This is a genomic window from Burkholderia sp. BCC1985 (genome assembly GCF_905339915.1).
In the GTDB taxonomy this organism is placed as follows: domain Bacteria; phylum Pseudomonadota; class Gammaproteobacteria; order Burkholderiales; family Burkholderiaceae; genus Burkholderia.
Genome location: NZ_CAJPGY010000026.1, coordinates 85,555 through 100,826, shown reverse-complemented (window position 1 = coordinate 100,826; position 15,272 = coordinate 85,555). Strand labels below are relative to the sequence as shown.

At 68.6% G+C, this 15,272-nt stretch carries 14 protein-coding genes; 8 read left to right on the top strand and 6 right to left on the bottom strand.

Translation table 11 applies throughout. The annotated features are described in order from the left end of the window. On the bottom strand, positions 1–406 hold a 406-nt coding region (locus U4Z31_RS24865; RefSeq protein WP_321811637.1), incomplete at its 3' end, for a potassium channel family protein. 60 nt (positions 407–466) lie between these two features. After that, the gene (locus U4Z31_RS24860) at positions 467–1,801 is read right to left on the bottom strand and encodes an FAD-binding oxidoreductase (protein ID WP_321811636.1); all 1,335 of its coding nucleotides are present in this window, start codon (positions 1,799–1,801) and stop codon (positions 467–469) included. Between the two features lie 246 nt (positions 1,802–2,047). Here U4Z31_RS24860 and U4Z31_RS24855 point away from each other — a divergent pair, with 246 nt between their 5' ends. Next, on the top strand, positions 2,048–2,695 hold the full coding sequence (locus tag U4Z31_RS24855) for a hypothetical protein (RefSeq protein WP_321811635.1): 648 nt from the start codon (positions 2,048–2,050) through the stop codon (positions 2,693–2,695). A 229-nt stretch (positions 2,696–2,924) separates the two neighbouring features. Here U4Z31_RS24855 and U4Z31_RS24850 read toward each other — a convergent pair whose 3' ends face one another. Both U4Z31_RS24850 and U4Z31_RS24845 read right to left on the bottom strand, forming a co-directional pair. Continuing rightward, a complete protein-coding gene (locus tag U4Z31_RS24850) occupies positions 2,925–3,209 on the bottom strand; it encodes a hypothetical protein (RefSeq protein ID WP_044843215.1) in 285 nt (94 codons plus the stop codon). A 336-nt stretch (positions 3,210–3,545) separates the two neighbouring features. Then, positions 3,546–3,755: a hypothetical protein gene (locus U4Z31_RS24845; protein ID WP_044843214.1), complete on the bottom strand. Its 210-nt coding sequence runs from the start codon at positions 3,753–3,755 to the stop codon at positions 3,546–3,548. A 533-nt stretch (positions 3,756–4,288) separates the two neighbouring features. Between U4Z31_RS24845 and U4Z31_RS24840 the strand changes: the two genes are divergently transcribed. Beyond that, positions 4,289–5,143, top strand: coding sequence for a helix-turn-helix domain-containing protein (locus U4Z31_RS24840; RefSeq protein ID WP_044843213.1), 855 nt, complete (start codon positions 4,289–4,291; stop codon positions 5,141–5,143). Between the two features lie 120 nt (positions 5,144–5,263). Continuing rightward, complete coding sequence (locus tag U4Z31_RS24835; protein ID WP_321811634.1) at positions 5,264–6,931, top strand: ATP-dependent helicase; 1,668 nt, start codon at positions 5,264–5,266, stop codon at positions 6,929–6,931. 79 nt (positions 6,932–7,010) lie between these two features. Here the strand turns inward: U4Z31_RS24835 and U4Z31_RS24830 are convergent, their stop codons facing one another. Beyond that, a complete protein-coding gene (locus U4Z31_RS24830) occupies positions 7,011–8,570 on the bottom strand; it encodes a methyl-accepting chemotaxis protein (protein WP_124666711.1) in 1,560 nt (519 codons plus the stop codon). 229 nt (positions 8,571–8,799) lie between these two features. On the opposite strand from U4Z31_RS24830, the gene U4Z31_RS24825 reads away from it, so the two are divergent. Beyond that, positions 8,800–10,314: an MDR family MFS transporter gene (locus tag U4Z31_RS24825; RefSeq protein ID WP_321811633.1), complete on the top strand. Its 1,515-nt coding sequence runs from the start codon at positions 8,800–8,802 to the stop codon at positions 10,312–10,314. Positions 10,315–10,405: 91 nt separating this feature from the next. Here the strand turns inward: U4Z31_RS24825 and U4Z31_RS24820 are convergent, their stop codons facing one another. Continuing rightward, positions 10,406–11,404 carry a quinone oxidoreductase gene (locus U4Z31_RS24820; RefSeq protein ID WP_321811632.1) on the bottom strand — a complete coding sequence of 333 codons (999 nt, stop codon included), beginning with the start codon at positions 11,402–11,404 and terminating at the stop codon, positions 10,406–10,408. Between the two features lie 125 nt (positions 11,405–11,529). Between U4Z31_RS24820 and U4Z31_RS24815 the strand changes: the two genes are divergently transcribed. From U4Z31_RS24815 to U4Z31_RS24800, 4 genes are all read left to right on the top strand, one after another. Beyond that, the gene (locus U4Z31_RS24815; protein WP_321800393.1) at positions 11,530–12,435 is read left to right on the top strand and encodes a LysR family transcriptional regulator; all 906 of its coding nucleotides are present in this window, start codon (positions 11,530–11,532) and stop codon (positions 12,433–12,435) included. A 101-nt stretch (positions 12,436–12,536) separates the two neighbouring features. Next, positions 12,537–13,097 (top strand): GNAT family N-acetyltransferase, encoded by a 561-nt coding sequence (locus U4Z31_RS24810; RefSeq protein ID WP_044843208.1) that lies wholly within the window; start codon positions 12,537–12,539, stop codon positions 13,095–13,097. Positions 13,098–13,106: 9 nt separating this feature from the next. Beyond that, positions 13,107–13,964, top strand: coding sequence for a MerR family transcriptional regulator (locus tag U4Z31_RS24805; RefSeq protein WP_044843207.1), 858 nt, complete (start codon positions 13,107–13,109; stop codon positions 13,962–13,964). Positions 13,965–14,087: 123 nt separating this feature from the next. After that, complete coding sequence (locus U4Z31_RS24800) at positions 14,088–15,068, top strand: sulfonate ABC transporter substrate-binding protein (RefSeq protein ID WP_321811631.1); 981 nt, start codon at positions 14,088–14,090, stop codon at positions 15,066–15,068. Positions 15,069–15,272: the final 204 nt, after the last annotated feature.

Here is a 15,272-nt window from a genome sequence, read left to right as displayed (position 1 = left end):
TGACGCGCTGGATCACGAACTGATACGCCGTGCCCAGGAAGATGAACCAGATGCCGATGCGGATCGGCACGATGAAGAACGCATCGATCAGACGCGCGCGCGCGGTGACCGGCACGATGTCGCCATAGCCGACCGTCGCGACCGTGACCATCGTGAAGTACACGAGATCGGCGACGTTCATCGGCGTGCTCTTCGTCGAATCGCGCAGGCCGTCGCGATCGAGATACAGCACGAGGAACGCGAGCGCGCACAGGAACACGACGAGGGCGAGGCGGAACAGCAGCGTGCGCCGCGGCGACGTCGCGGGACGCGTGAACAGCGTGCGCGCACGCGGCGCCTGCCACGGATCGCGGGCACGACGCAGGCGTGAGCGCAACGAGCGGCGCTTGTCGGAGGGCGTTGCCAACGGGGAATCTCCTGAAGATTGCGGGCTCGATTCTACGACGGGAACACGCGGGCCCGTCCGCTACAGCATGCTGCGCGGCCGGACCATCGTCCCGTCGGCGAAACGCCCGGCGCGAAACGCCGCGAGGTCGAGCGACGGCGCGCCCGTATCGATCCATTCGGCCAGCAGCCGCCCGACGATCGGCCCCATCGCGAAACCATGCCCGCAGAAGCCGGTCGCGATCGCGAGCCCGGACGGCGTGCCGGGCGCGTCGATCACCGGAATCCCGTCGGGCAGCACGTCGATCAGGCCCGCCCAGGCCTCGACGATCTGCGCGTCCTTCAGCGCGGGGAAGATCGCCTTCAGCTTCGCGAGCGCGCGCGGCGCATGCGCGCGATTCGGCTGCGGCTGCGGATCGCGCGGCTCGATCGGCCCGCCTCCGCGGCCGATGCGCGCGCAGGCATCGCGCCACGCGGCGCCATTCAGATGCAGCCGGAACTTCTCGCGCTGCGACCAGAATTCCGGCCAGAACAGGCTCAGGCCGCGCAGATGGCCGAGCGTCAGGTCGACGTCGACCTGCATGTCGTCGGCGAGATTGATCGCGCCGTTGCTGCGTTGCCGGATGCCGAGGCCGTGTCCCCAGATCGTCGACGCGGACACGTCGGGCAACACGTTGGTGCGCATGCAGGTGCCGCGCACGGCCTGCTGCGGCAGCCGGATGCCGACGCCGTCGAGCAGCCGGAAGCTGGTCGCGCCGGCCGCGCAGATCACGCGCCGCGTGCGGATCGTGCCGCGCTCGGTCACGACGCCGACGACCGCGCCGCCGGCCGTCTCGATCGCCGTCACGCCGCAGCCTTCGAAGAAACGCGCGCCGGCTTCCGTCGCGCGCGCCGCGAACGCGGCGGCCACGCGGCGCGGTTCGGCCTGCCCGTCGGTCGCCGTATACAGCCCGCCGAGCGTGCGCGCCTGCGTCGACAGCCCGGTCACGCGTTCGTCGATTTCCGCGCGCGTCAGCGTGCGCGTGTCGAGCCCGTGTTCGCGCGCAACGGCGAGCCACGCCTGGAACGACGCCCAGTCGTCGTCGTTGTCGGCGATATAGAGGCAACCGCCCTGCCGCCATTCGAGGTCGAAGCCGAGCGCCTGCTCGAGCCCTTCCCAGATCCGCATGCCGGCCATCATCAGCGGCACTTCGGCGGACTCGCGGCCCTGCTGCCGCACGAAGCCCCATGCGCGCGTCGATTGCTGGCCGGCGATGCGCGACTTGTCGAGCACGACGGCCTTCAGGCCGCGCAGGCCGAGGTAGTAGGCGGCCGCGCAGCCCATGATGCCGGCGCCGGCGATCACGATGTCGGCTTCGGCCGGAAACGCCGTGTCGGCGTGCGTCAATGCGTCGTGCAGCGGATAGGTGGTCGTCATTGTTCTCTGTTGGCGTCGATACGCCGGCACACGCATCGGCGTTCGCGATGGCATGCGCCGGACAGGCGCCCGGATTGAGGATCGGGATGGCGAACGTGGGGGAAAGTCGATGAACGATCCGGTGCGTGGCCGCGGCCCCGCCGCCGGTGACGGTTGCCCGTCGACCGTCCCTGTTTTTTCGCCTTGACGGCGCTATGTTACCGCGCGATAAACTGTATATCCATACAGTGCCCCTTCAGCAGTAACATGATCCTCCCCCCATTCGATCCCCCGAAGCTGAACGACCTCACCGAATGGTGGACGAAGTGCACCTATGCCGACGTCCAGCGCCTGATCCTCGAGGTGCAGCACCTTCGTCTGACGCTGTGGGAACTGAAAGCACACGTCGCGGATGCATCGCGCGGGATCCGCGTGCTCGATCCGGCCATGCTCGCGCACGGCTCCGCACTGAGACGGCTGACCTACCTGCTCGAAAAGGAAATCGAGCGCGCGAATCCGATCGGCCGCTCGCGCGACGTGTATGCACCGTTTTCCGACGAATGGCGCGCCCGTGAAGCGCTGCGATGTGCATTGCGCGCGCAGCCCGAACCCGCGGAAGCCGGCACGCTCCCCTGCACGATTCCGGAATTCCGGCGCGTCACCTGGGCCGAGCTTCGCGATCGCTGGCGTCATCTGAGCGACAGGCAATCGAGCCGGCAGAACATCGAGCAACGCATGGTGCTCGAGATCGCGCGTCAGCGATCCGTGATCCTCGCGCGCGCGCGAAAACTCGTCGATGCCGCGATCGCCGAAGCGGCGGCGGAAGGCAAGCAGTTGTTCGCGCTCGATCAACTCAAGCGGCTGCTGTCCGTCGAACGGGAAGACGGCGAGCCGTTCACGTATATGCCGGCGTAAGGCAATTCGAATTCGGCGGACGTTTTTCGAGGGTTCTTCGATGTCGTTCGTTTTCCTGACCATGATGACATGACGATACTTTCCCGTGCAATGCGTCGGGAAGGCCATGCTTCATTGATCAATGCCGAAGGCGCGATGACCGCGAGGTCATCGCAATACATGGACGTTATCGAAGGTCGACAGGCGGGTTCGCGCCGGGACGATCCCGGTGCAACCGGTATCGGGGTGATCAGTGTGGATAGCTCAACCGACGCGTTTGCGCGCGCGCCGTGCGGTTGTACGGCTGAAGCCGCGCGAGCTGCTCGATCGACATCGTGACGACTTCGAGCACATGCCGTGCGATCTCGTCGTCCGTCATGCCGGCGTCGACGTACTGTTCGATGCTCATCGTTCGAGGCGGATGGCTGCCCGCGTCGGCGTCGACGATGTAAATCCTGGCGGTACGGTGCTCCGACGACAACACGAGCTGGACAGTTTTACCGAGAACGACGATCTGCATGCACAAAGTGGCCATTCGCTGCCTCCAATTGCGTTGCCTTCAATCGAGCATCGAACGATACCTCACAACCCGGGCGATGAATCTACTCGCTTCCCCGGATATTCGAAACCATCAGGAATCAATCGCGGGCCGGCTGTCCATCGCCTTCCGCGAACCTTTCTGCCGGGCGCGACCATCCGGGCGCGTCGCCATGCGGCAAAGGCGGGAAGGTGCGCGCGACCCCGCCGCGCATCCGGGCGTCGCTCGTGATTTTCGCTTTGAATGGGGGGCGCCCGTTCGGCGCCCTAATGGCTCACGGTGCATGCACCGGCCGGTCGAGCCGGCGCCCGTCTTGCACGGGCAAACGACGCGCTACGCGTAGCGGCTCAACCAGGCTTCGGAGAATGCTTTCGCGTAGGCGACGGCGTCTGCTTCGGTATCGAATTCGCCCAGCTTGCGGAATGCGGCCTCGCGGCTGAAACCCAGCTTCGTGACCTCGACCTGGGCGGCATATTTGCCGTCCTCCGTCACGCGCGGTTCGCAGTTCATCTCGTACCCGCGCATCACAAATTTCTTCTGCATCGCTTCAACACTATTTTGAGACGGGCGAATCGTAGCATGGGGTTCCGCCGCGTTCATGCGCGCTCGACAAGGGCATCCCCATCGGTTTCATTAGAGTAAGCCGTCGAATCATTCGCGTACAAGATGTCGGGCCATCCGGCCCGACGCGCGACGCCATGTAAAAATTTGTCGCCGACGCAGCGGCACGAATCCCGCGGTTCGGCTCGCCGACACGCCCTGCTCTGGTGCATTTCGTCGGCAGTGCGGTGCGATTACGTGCCGCTCGGCGAGGAATCGTGTCCCGGCGCCTCGCGATCCGCGTCCGAAGGTTGCGAACGGGCCAGCGGCGCGTGACGCACACCTGCGGATCTAGCGTAACGTCGTGACACACCTTTCACAGAAAGGCACCGATTGCGACATGGAATGACACTCGTTTTGCGGTAAAGTTATCTTTTCCGCGCGTGGCCGGTCGGCTCGCCCCTGGACGTCATGAAGACTGTCCGCCGAGACTGCCGCAAGGCGTCGTTCTGAACGTCACGATCCGTTCCCGTAGCATGACCACTGAAGCAATCACCACGGATTCCCTCGCGGTTGCCGAGCGCGTGCGCGAGCTGATGACCCGCAACGGCATCGGCAAGCGCCAGCAAACCACCGAGCTGTGCCGCATCCTCGACCTGAGCTTTTCGCAGGGTCACCGCAAGCTGCGCGGCAGCAGCCCCTGGACGCTCGCGCAGATCAAGAAAGTCGCCGAAGCCTACGGCGAGCCCGCCGCTCAACTGTTCGGCGCGCAGACGCTCGACCCCGGCATGGTCGGCGCCTATTCGCAGGAGGCCGTCCTGTACGCCGGCGTCGCCGAAATTCCGTGCACTGCCTGGATCGGCGCGCCGCTCGAAGCCGGCGCGCGCCCCGAGTTCGTCGCGTACGAACAGAACGGCCGCTGGCGCGTGCTGCGCCATACGGGCGTGCTGTATCAGAACGCGTACGACGTGCACAAGATCGAGATCTATCCGCGCCGCGCGGAGAGCGACAAGCTCGTCGTCGCGGTGATCGATCCCGATCGCGTCAGCGCGACCGAGTTGTGCCGCTATCTCGAGCGGCAGGGATTCTCGACTGCCGCGTTCGACGGCCTCGCGCCGTTCGTCGACGCGCTGCAGGGCCAGGCGTTCGACGCGGTCGTCACCGAATGGCTGTTCGACGACAGCACGGCCGCCACCGCGATCAAGGCGGTGCGCACGTCCGACAATCCGGGCGCGCCGATCTTCGTGCTGACGGGCGACCTGCTCACCGGCCGCGCGAGCGAAGCGGACATCAGCGAAGTGATCCGCGCATTCGACGTCGTCTGCTACGAAAAACCCGCGCGCATGGCGATCCTCAGCGCCGACCTCGCGAAGCGGCTCGCACGCGGGTAATTCCCGCACGCCGTCCACCTCTTTCGCATGGCCGGCGCCCCTGCGGCGCGGCGGTCGTGAACGGGTTCCTCAGTACAATAGCCGGACCCCGTTCACGACCGGCATCCGCCGCCCGACTTCATGGCCCGCCTCATTCCCGACGACTGGAAAAGCCTCGCCGCCACCGGCGCGGCCGAACGCGAGCGCGAGACGCTTGCCGCCCTCGAACATGCGCTGCCGGACAACTACACCGTCTATCACGGCGTGCACTGGACGCGTGCCGACCAGGGTTTCTCGGTGTTCGGCGAAGCGGCGTTCGTCGTCGTGAGCCCGGCCGGCCGCGTGCTGCTGATCGAGCAGAAGGCCGGCTTCCTGCGCGAAACGCCGAAGGGGCTCGTGAAGGTCTACCTGCAGAAGGAGCGCAACGTCCCGATCCAGCTCGCGCGCACGCAGGAGACGCTGCACCGGCGGCTGACCGCCGCGCTCGGCGCGGGCGTCTATGGCGTCGAGGCGCTGCTGTACTGCCCCGACTACGCGATCCGCGAGACGGCGATCGCCGGCGTCGCGGCCGACCGCATCGTCGACGCGTCGCGCAAGGCGCAGCTCGCGCAGGTGATCCTGCAGATCCTGCCCGAGCACGACGAGCCGCTGCCGAACGCAGCGAAGCTGCATCACTTCCTTGCGGATGAACTGGCGCTCACGCCCGACACGAGCGCGCTCGTCGGGCAGGCCGGCACGCTCGTCACGCGGCTGTCGGGCGGGCTTGCCGAGTGGGCGCGCCAGCTCGAATTCACGCCGTTCCGCTTGCGCGTGACGGGCACCGCGGGTTCGGGCAAGACGCAGCTCGCGGTGCAGGCGATGCGCGACGCGGTCGCGGCCGGCAAGCGCGTGCTCTACGTGTGTTTCAACCGGCCGCTCGCCGACTACATCGCGCGCATCGCGCCGCCCGGCGCGAAGATCGCGAACTACCATCAGCTGTGCGACTGGGTCGCCCGCGACGGCGGCTATACGCCCGACTTCGACACGCCCGGCGCGTTCGAGCGGCTCGAGGCGCGCTTCGCGCAAGCGCCGATTCCGGAACGCTGGCGCTTCGATGTGCTGATCGTCGACGAAGGACAGGACTTCCACGCGCCGTGGGCGGCGGCGCTCGAGCGCCTGCTGGCGCCGGACGCCGCGTGGTGGTGGCTGGAAGACCCGCTGCAGAACCTCTATCTGCGCGAGCCCGTCGCGCTGCCCGGCTGGGTCACGCTGAAGGCGCTGACGAACTACCGCAGCCCGCGCGACCTGCTCGAATTCGTGCGCGACGTCGTCGGCCGCGTCGAGCCGCTCGCGGCCGAACTGCGCTCGGGCAGCCCGTTCGACGGTTCCGATCCGTCGGTGTCGTCATACGGGGAAGACGGCGCGTCGGGCGACGCACTCGCCGAAGCGTGCATCGACGCGACCAAGCGCGCGATCACGCACGCGCTGTCGCTCGGCTTCCGCAAGCAGGACATCGCGGTGCTGTCGTATCGCGGCCGCGAAAGCTCGGTGCTCGCGCGGCTCGACCATCTCGGCCCGCACCGGGTCAAGCGCTTCACCGGCAAGTACGACCTGTTCGGCAACCCTGAATATCGCGAAGGCGACGTGCTGCTCGATTCGATCTACCGCTTCAAGGGGCAGTCCGCGCCGTGCGTGATTCTCACCGAGATCGACTTCGACACGCTCGATGCGCGTGCGGCCCGCAAGCTGTTCGTCGGCGCGACGCGCGCGACGATGAAGCTGCTGCTCGTCGCGTCGGCACGCTCGGCGGCGCAGCTTGCGGGTGGATGACGCGGCGGAACGCGGGTGGCGGGCGCGCGCCGGATGACTACCCCGCCCACTGCTCCCGCTGCGCGCGCCGCACCGTGCGTCACGCCACCCGAAACGCCCCCACCGCCCGCCGCAGCCCATCGGCCTGCTCCTCGAGCGACGCCGCTGCCGCCGCCGCCTGCTCGACCAGCGCCGCGTTCTGCTGCGACACCTGATCCATCTGCGACACCGCGCGGTTCACCTGCTCGATCCCGTCGCGCTGCTCGTTCGACGCGGCCGCGATCTCGGTCATGATGCCCGTCACGCGACCGATCGCCTGCTGGATGTCCTGCATCGTCGCGCCGGCCACGCCGACCAGCCGCGACCCCGTCGCGACACGCTCGACCGACTCGCCGATCAGCGTGCGGATCTCCTTCGCGGCCGACGCCGAGCGCTGCGCGAGCGTGCGCACCTCGCCCGCGACCACCGCGAAGCCGCGGCCCTGCTCGCCCGCGCGCGCGGCTTCGACCGCCGCATTCAGCGCGAGGATGTTGGTCTGGAACGCGATGCCCTCGATCGTGCCGATGATGTCGGCCACCTTCTGCGAACTCTGGTCGATCTCGTTCATCGTGCCGATCACCTCGCCGACGACCGTCGCGCCGCGCGTCGCGATCTCGCTCGCGTTGTCCGCGCACGCCTGCGCCTCGACCGCGTGATCGGCGTTCTGCTTCACGGTCGCCGTCAGCTGTTCCATGCTCGCGGCCGTCTCCTGCAGCGCGGACGCCTGCTCCTCGGTACGCTGCGACAGGTCGGTGTTGCCGGCCGCGATCTGGTGCGTCGCGGTCGAGATCGCTTCGGAACCCTGGCTGACCTGGCGCACCGTATCGGCGAGGCTGCGCTGCATGCCCGTCACGCCCTTGACCAGCTCGGCCATCTCGTCGCGCGACGACCAGCGCACTTCCGACGTCAGGTCGCCGTCCGACAGGCGGCGGAAATGCGACAGCAGCCGGTTCACCGGTTGCGTGATCGCGAAATGCAGGCCGACCGCGCAGCCGAGACACGCGGCGAGACCGAACGCGATGCCGGCGATCGCGCCCGCGCGCATCCAGCCGTAATAGGTCTGCGCGGTGTCGTAGACGTCCTTGCCGCGCGCGGCCTGGTACGCGTCGAGCGCGTCGGTCGCCTGCGTGAGCGCGACCGACAGCGGCGGCGCGACCGTCATCAGCAGGCGGTCGGCGTCGTCGCGGCGTCCCGCGCGGATCGCGTCGATCATCGGCTTCAACGCCTGTCCGATCAGCGCCTGGCGCGCGGCGTCGAGCCGGGTCGCGAGCGGGCCTTCGTCGCCGTCGTGCGGCATCGTCGCGTAGGTGCGCCACGCGGCGTCGGCCTTCGCGAGATAGCCCTCGGCCTTGTTGACGATCTCGGGCACTTCCGGCGCCTCCGGATGCAGCATCGCGCGGTCGAGCGTGGTGCGCACGATCGTCAGGTTCAGGCTCGCGGCGGACAGCGCGGTCTTCGCGGCCAGCTCGCGCGTATAGGCTTCGTCGAGCGCGCGGTTCGAGCGCTGCATGCCGGTCAGGCCGATCAGGCCCGACACGACGAGCAGCACGGCGACGAGCCCGAGCGTGGAAAAAATCCGCGTACGGATCGAGAAACGGGAAAACAGGGCGTTCAGGTTCATGACGGGACGGGAGCGATAAAGGGTGCCGCGGCAATCGGTCCGCGGCACTCTGGATTACGGTTTGCCTGCAAAAAACTTGAGTCCGGTCCGCCGTCGGGCTGATCGCGATCAATTTTCCCGGTCGGCAATCTCCTGTTACCGATGCAACAAATCGAGGCCCGACAGAAATTGACCAGGCAACAAATTATCTCTATATTTCGCTCAATTCCCTGCCATGGCAGATATCTCGATGAGAACCGATACCCTCCTTGCCCCGCCGGCCGCCGACGCGGCCCGCCGCGATGCGCCGACCGGGCTGATCGTCGCCGCGCTGCTGCTCGTCATGCTGCTGTCCGCGCTCGACCAGACGATCGTGTCGACCGCGCTGCCGACCATCGTCGGCGAGCTCGGCGGCCTCGACCAGTTGTCATGGGTCGTCACCGCGTACCTGCTGTCGTCGACGGTCGTGCTGCCGCTGTACGGCAAGCTCGGCGACCTGTACGGCCGCAAGATCGTGCTGCAGGCCGCGATCGTGCTGTTTCTCGCCGGCTCCGCGCTGTGCGGCATCGCGCAAGACATGACGCAACTGATCGTGCTGCGCGCGCTGCAGGGGCTCGGCGGCGGCGGGCTGATGGTCGTCACGATGGCCGCGATCGGCGACCTCGTGCCGCCCGACCGCCGCGCGCGCTATCAGGGGATGTTCGGCGGCGTGTACGGCCTCGCGACGATCGTCGGGCCGCTGCTCGGCGGCTTCCTGGTCGAACACCTGTCGTGGCGCTGGATCTTCACGATCAACCTGCCGCTCGGCCTACTCGCGCTCGCGGTGATCGGCATCGCGTTCCGGCCGCATACCGCGCACGTGAAGCACCGGATCGACTACATGGGCGCGGCGTTCCTCGCGACGGCCCTCACCTGCGTGATCCTGTTCACGAGCGAAGGCGGTTCGCTGCTGCCGTGGTCGTCGCCGCAGCTGTGGATGACGCTGGTGCTCGGCGTGGTCGCGGTCGGCGGCTTCATCTACGAGGAGCGGCTCGCGGCCGAGCCGATCATGCCGCTCGAACTGTTCCGCCAGCGCACCTTCGTACTGATGAGCCTGATCGGCTTCGTCGTCGGCATCGCGCTGTTCGGTTCAGTCACGTTCATTCCGCTCTATCTGCAGGTCGTGAAAGGCTCGACGCCGTCGCAGGCCGGCATGCAGCTGCTGCCGATGATGGGCGGGATGCTCGCGATGTCGGTGGTCAGCGGCCGGCTGATCTCGCGGCTCGGCACGTATCGGCCGTTTCCGATCGCGGGCACGCTGATCGGCGGCGTCGCGATGGCGCTGCTGTCGACGCTGTCGCTCGACACGCCGCTGCACACGATGTACGCGTACATGGCGCTGCTCGGGATCGGGCTCGGCATGGTGATGCCGGTGCTGACGCTCGCGGTGCAGAACACGGTCGAATTCCGGCACATGGGGGTCGCGACGTCGGGCGCGACGCTGTTCCGCTCGATCGGCGGTTCGCTCGGCGTTGCCGCGTTCGGCGCACTGTTCTCGCACGAGCTGCAGTCGCGGATCGTGCAGGCGCTGCCGGCCGGCACCGAGCTGCCGCCCGCGCTCGGCCCGGCGGCCGTGCACCAGTTGCCGGATGCGGTGCGCGATGCGTACCTGCATGCGTTCGCCGGGTCGCTGCATGTGGTGTATCTCGCGGCGGCCGGCGTGATCGCGATCGCGTTCGTGCTCGCCTGGTTCGTCGAGAGCGCGCCGCTGCGCAAGCACCACTGATTCGCAGGCCGGCGGCAGCGATCGCCGGCCGATCGAAGCCACGAGGCGACCGTTCTCCCGATTTGCGATCGCCGTGCCGCCCCGCCCGCCGTCACGGCACCAGCACCACCCCGCCCGTCGTCTGCCGCGACTCCAGCAGGCGATGCGCGTCGGCCGCGTGTTCGAGCGGCAGCCGCGCGCCGATCTCCACGTGCATCCCGCCCGCGAGCCGCTCGAGCGTCGCGCGCGCCGCTTCCCGATACCCTGCCACGTCACGCGCGATGAAACCCAGCACGCTCGGCCGCGCCAGCGCGATCGAGCGGGCCGGCCCGAGTTCGTCGAGATCGATCGTCTGCCGCGCGCCGATCGCGGCGACCTGCCCGATGCTCGCGACCATCCCGAACGGCCGGACCGCGCCGAGCGTACGCGTCAGCACGTCGCCGCCGATTCCGTCGATCGCGTAGTCGACGCCTGCGCCGCCGCCGAACGCGCGGGCCGCCGCGACGAAATCCGCCTCGCGATAATCGACCACCGCTTCCGCCCCGTGTGCGCGCACCAGCGCCGCCTTCGCGGCCGAGCCGACCGTGCCGATCACCCGTGCGCCGAGCGCGCGCGCCCACTGCGTCGCCAGCAAGCCGACGCCGCCGGCCGCTGCATGCACGAGCACGGTCTCGCCGGCGCCGACCTGCCGCACGCGGTGCAGCAGCATGTAGACGGTAATGCCTTTCAGCAGCCCGGCCGCGGCCGCTTCGTCGCTCACGCCGTCGGGCACGGGCACCACGCGCTCGGCGGGCAGCGTGCGCAGGCTCGCGTAGCTGCCGGTCGGCAGTCCCGCATAGGCAACGCGCTGGCCCGGGACGACCGCCGTCACGCCGGGCCCGACCGCCTCGACCACGCCGGCCGCCTCCACGCCGAGCGCGTCCGGCAGTGCCGGCAACGGGTGCGCGCCGGTCCTGAAATAAATGTCGACGAAATTCACGCCGACGGCGGTCTGGCGAATCCGCACCTCGCCGGCACCGGGCGGCACGACGGGCGCATCGACACGGCGCAGCACGCCGGCGTCGCCGTAGCGGTCGATCCCGATCCGGGTGGCGGTGGCAGTTTGGGTCATGACGTTCCTCGCAATCGAATGAAGTGACACGATCATCCCATCGTGCATAATCGAACGGAATTCCCGTTACACGCCCATCTACTGTGCAAAATTCGACCGAACCAACGGCAGTGTCCGCGCCGCCGATGAGCTGGGACGACCTCCGCTATTTCCTCGCGGTGATGCGCGGCGGCAGCCTGTCGGCCGCGGCGCGGACGCTGCAGGTCCAGCATTCGACGGTTGCCCGGCGCATCGACGCGCTGGAGTCCGCGCTCGGCATCCGGCTGTTCGACCGGCTGCCGCGCGGCTGGCCGCCGACCGACGAAGGGCTGCATCTCGCCGAACATGCGGCGCGCGTCGAAACCGACGTGCATGCGTTCGCGCGCGCCGCGCAGGGGGCGGCGGCGCTCGACGGAGTGGTGCGCGTGTCCGCGTCGCCGGTATTCGCGAGCCACTTCCTCGCGCCGCGGCTCGCCCGCGCGCAGCGCGCGTGGCCCGCGCTGCGGATCGACCTGATGGGCGAAATGCACGCGGCGAACCTGTACGCGCGCGAAGCCGACCTCGCCGTGCGCTTGTCACGACCGAACGAGCCGGGGCTGGCCGCGCGCCGGCTCGGCACGATGCGCTTCGCGCTGTGCGCATCGCGCGACTGGGCCACCGCGCCGCCCGACACCTGGGCATTCCTCGGTTACGACGACGCGCTCGCGCAAATGCCGCAGCAGCAATGGCTCGAGCGCTTCGCGGCCGGGCGCCGCTTCGCGTTCGTCGCCAACGACCTGGCCGCGCTGCATCGTGCGTGCGTGGCCGGTGCGGGAATCGCGTTGCTGCCGCGCTTTCTCGTCGACGTGCCGGCCACGAGCTCGGGCCCGGCCGCGGCCGATCCGTCGTTGTCGGCCCCCGCAGCGCTCGTCGAACTGACGTCCGCGCCTCGTTGCGACGTCGAGCGCGAGATCTGGCTCGTCGTCCACCCGGACGTGCGCCGCTCGCCGCGCGTGCAGCGCGTCGCGGAGGCGATCGCCGACGCCGTTCGCGACGCGGACGGCCATCTGTAGGCCGGTCGGGCAGGCCCTGCACGCAGGCGACGCGGCCAACGCCTTTACCGCACCGCCCGACGGCCGGCATAGTAGCGGTTTCATCCGCCTACTCCGCCACCATGCCCGCCGCTCCCGCCTGCGTCGTCCGCGACGCGACCGATGCCGATCTCGACGCCATTCACGCGATCTATGCGCACCACGTGCGCCACAGCGTCGCGTCGTTCGAGGAGACGCCGCCCGACGTCGACGAACTGCGCACGCGCCGCGACGCGGTGCTGCGCCACGGGCTGCCCTATCTCGTCGCGGAATGCGACGGCCGCATCGCCGGCTACGCGTACGCGACGCCCTATCGCACGCGCAGCGCGTACCGCCACACGATCGAGGATTCGATCTACATCGACGACGCGCAGCGCGGCCGCGGCATCGGCCGCGCGCTGCTCGCGGCACTGATCGCGCGTTGCGAAGCCGGCCCGTGGCGGCAGATGATCGCGGTGATCGCCGACGGCGGCACCGGCGGGTCGACGTCGCTGCACCGCGCGTTCGGTTTCGAGCCGGCCGGCGTGCTGAAGGCGGTCGGTTTCAAGCACGGCCGCTGGATCGACACCGCGCTGATGCAGCGCGCGCTCGGCGACGGCGCACGCACGCTCCCCGCCGCGCCCGAGCCTGTCGCGCCGCGCTAGAATGGCCGCATGTCAAAACAGACTCCAACCATGCCAGACGAGGCCGCGCCGGATTCCCGCAACGAGTACACGGTCGACGAACTCGCTCGCGTGTCCGACACGACCGTGCGCAACGTGCGCGCGTACCAGGATCGCGGGCTGCTCGCGCCGCCCGAGAAGCGTGGGCGCGTGGGCATCTACGACGACACGCACGTCGCGCGCCTGAAGCTGATCAACCACCTGCTCGCGCGCGGCTACACGCTGTCGAACATCCAGGACCTGATCATGGCGATCGACGAGGGTCACGACCTGCGCTCGATCCTCGGCCTGGAAAACGCGATCGGCGGCCGCTGGTCGCACGAACTGCCGAAAACCTATTCGCTCGCGCAACTCGCGCAGATGTTCGGCCCGCAGACGGCGTCGCAACTGTCGCGCGTGACCGAACTCGGCCTGCTCGAACGGCGCGGCCTGTCGTTCGTCGCGAAAAGCCCCGCGCTGCTCGAGGCGGCAGCCGCGATGACGAAGGAAGGCATCCCGCCGCGCGAGCTGCTCGACGTGATCAGCCTCGCGCGGCCGCACTTCGATGCGATCGCGCGGCTGCTCGTCGATCTCGTCGTGAAGCGGCTCGACCGCTATGACGAAGGCACGCTGCCACCCGTCACCGACGTGCCCGCGCTCGTCGATGCGATCTGGCGCCTGCGCCCGCTCGCGGCCGTGTTCGTCGAGGGCGAGACGAACCGCGCGCTCGAGAACGCCGCCAGTGCGTATCTGGGCGGCCGTGTCGCGACGATCCTCGACCGGAAACTCAGCGACGAAGCAGCACGCCAGGCCGGCACGTCGGATACGTCCGATGCGTCCGGCCCGCAAGGCGACGGCGACAAAGCATAGGACCGCCGCCGTCATATTCATATCGGCATTGCTTGGTTTGCGGGCCCGATCGCCCGTGCGACGATTCTTCCAACCGAGCGGCGCGCGCCGCTCCCCGAAGACGTTTCGCATGGAGTCCGTTCGATGATTCGTTTCACCCGCTGGATCACCCGCACCGCCGCGACGGCGCTCGTCGCCGTCGCCGCCACATCGGCCTTCGCGCAAGGCAGCGCCGACAAGGTCGTGCGCATCGGCTACCAGAAGGCCGGCCTGCTGTCGGTCGTCAAGACGCAGGGCTCGCTCGAGACGCGGCTCAAGCCGCTCGGCTACACCGTCCAGTGGTTCGAATTCCCGGCCGGCCCGCAACTGCTCGAGGCGCTGAACGCGAACAGCATCGACTTCGGCTACACGGGCGCGCCGCCGCCGGTGTTCGCGCAGGCGGCCGGCGTGCGCTTCGTGTACGTCGCCGCGGAACCGCCGTCGCCGCACAACGAAGCCGTGTTCGTGAAGGCCGATTCGCCGGTCCGTTCACTCGCCGACCTGCGCGGCAAGAAGGTCGCGCTGCAGAAGGGTTCGAGCGCGAACTATCTGTTGCTCGAAGCGCTGAAAAAGGCCGGCGTACGCTACGACGAAATTCGCCCGGTGTACCTGCCGCCGGCCGACGCGCGTGCCGCGTTCGAGAGCGGCAACGTCGACGCGTGGGCCGTGTGGGATCCGTATTACGCGGCCGCGCAGAATTCGCTGAAGATCCGCACGCTGTCCGACTACACGGGCCTCACGCCCGCGAACAACTTCTACGAGGCAACGCGTGGCTTCGCGGAGCAACACGCCGACCTGGTCGGCACGATCCTGAAGCAATTGCGCGAGACGGGCCTGTGGGTCAACGGGCACGCGGCCGAGACGGCCGCGCTGATCGCGCCGAAGGTCGGCCTGCCGCAGCCGCTCGTGGAAACGTGGATCAAGCGTGTGCCGTTCGGCGCGGTGCCGGTCGATGAGAAGATCGTCGCGGTTCAGCAGGGGGTGGCCGATGCGTTCTATGCGGCGAAGCTGATTCCGCAGAAGCTGAACGTGGCCGATAACGCGTGGACCGACAAGGGCGTGGCAAGCGCGCTCGCGGCGAAGTAACGCACGGTTCGCACTCGTTTCGAACAGGCCGACGGGTACCCTGCCCGTCGGCCTTTTTTGATTCTGCTCGAATTTTCGGGGGAATGTCGGGCGCGCTGGCGGCGTTCGGCCAGTTTGAGTCGCTCAACGAAGATTTACGACTGCCCGCTCCCGGACCAGGAAGAGACGGTCATCGATGATGCTGTACCCTTCGGAGCATCTACC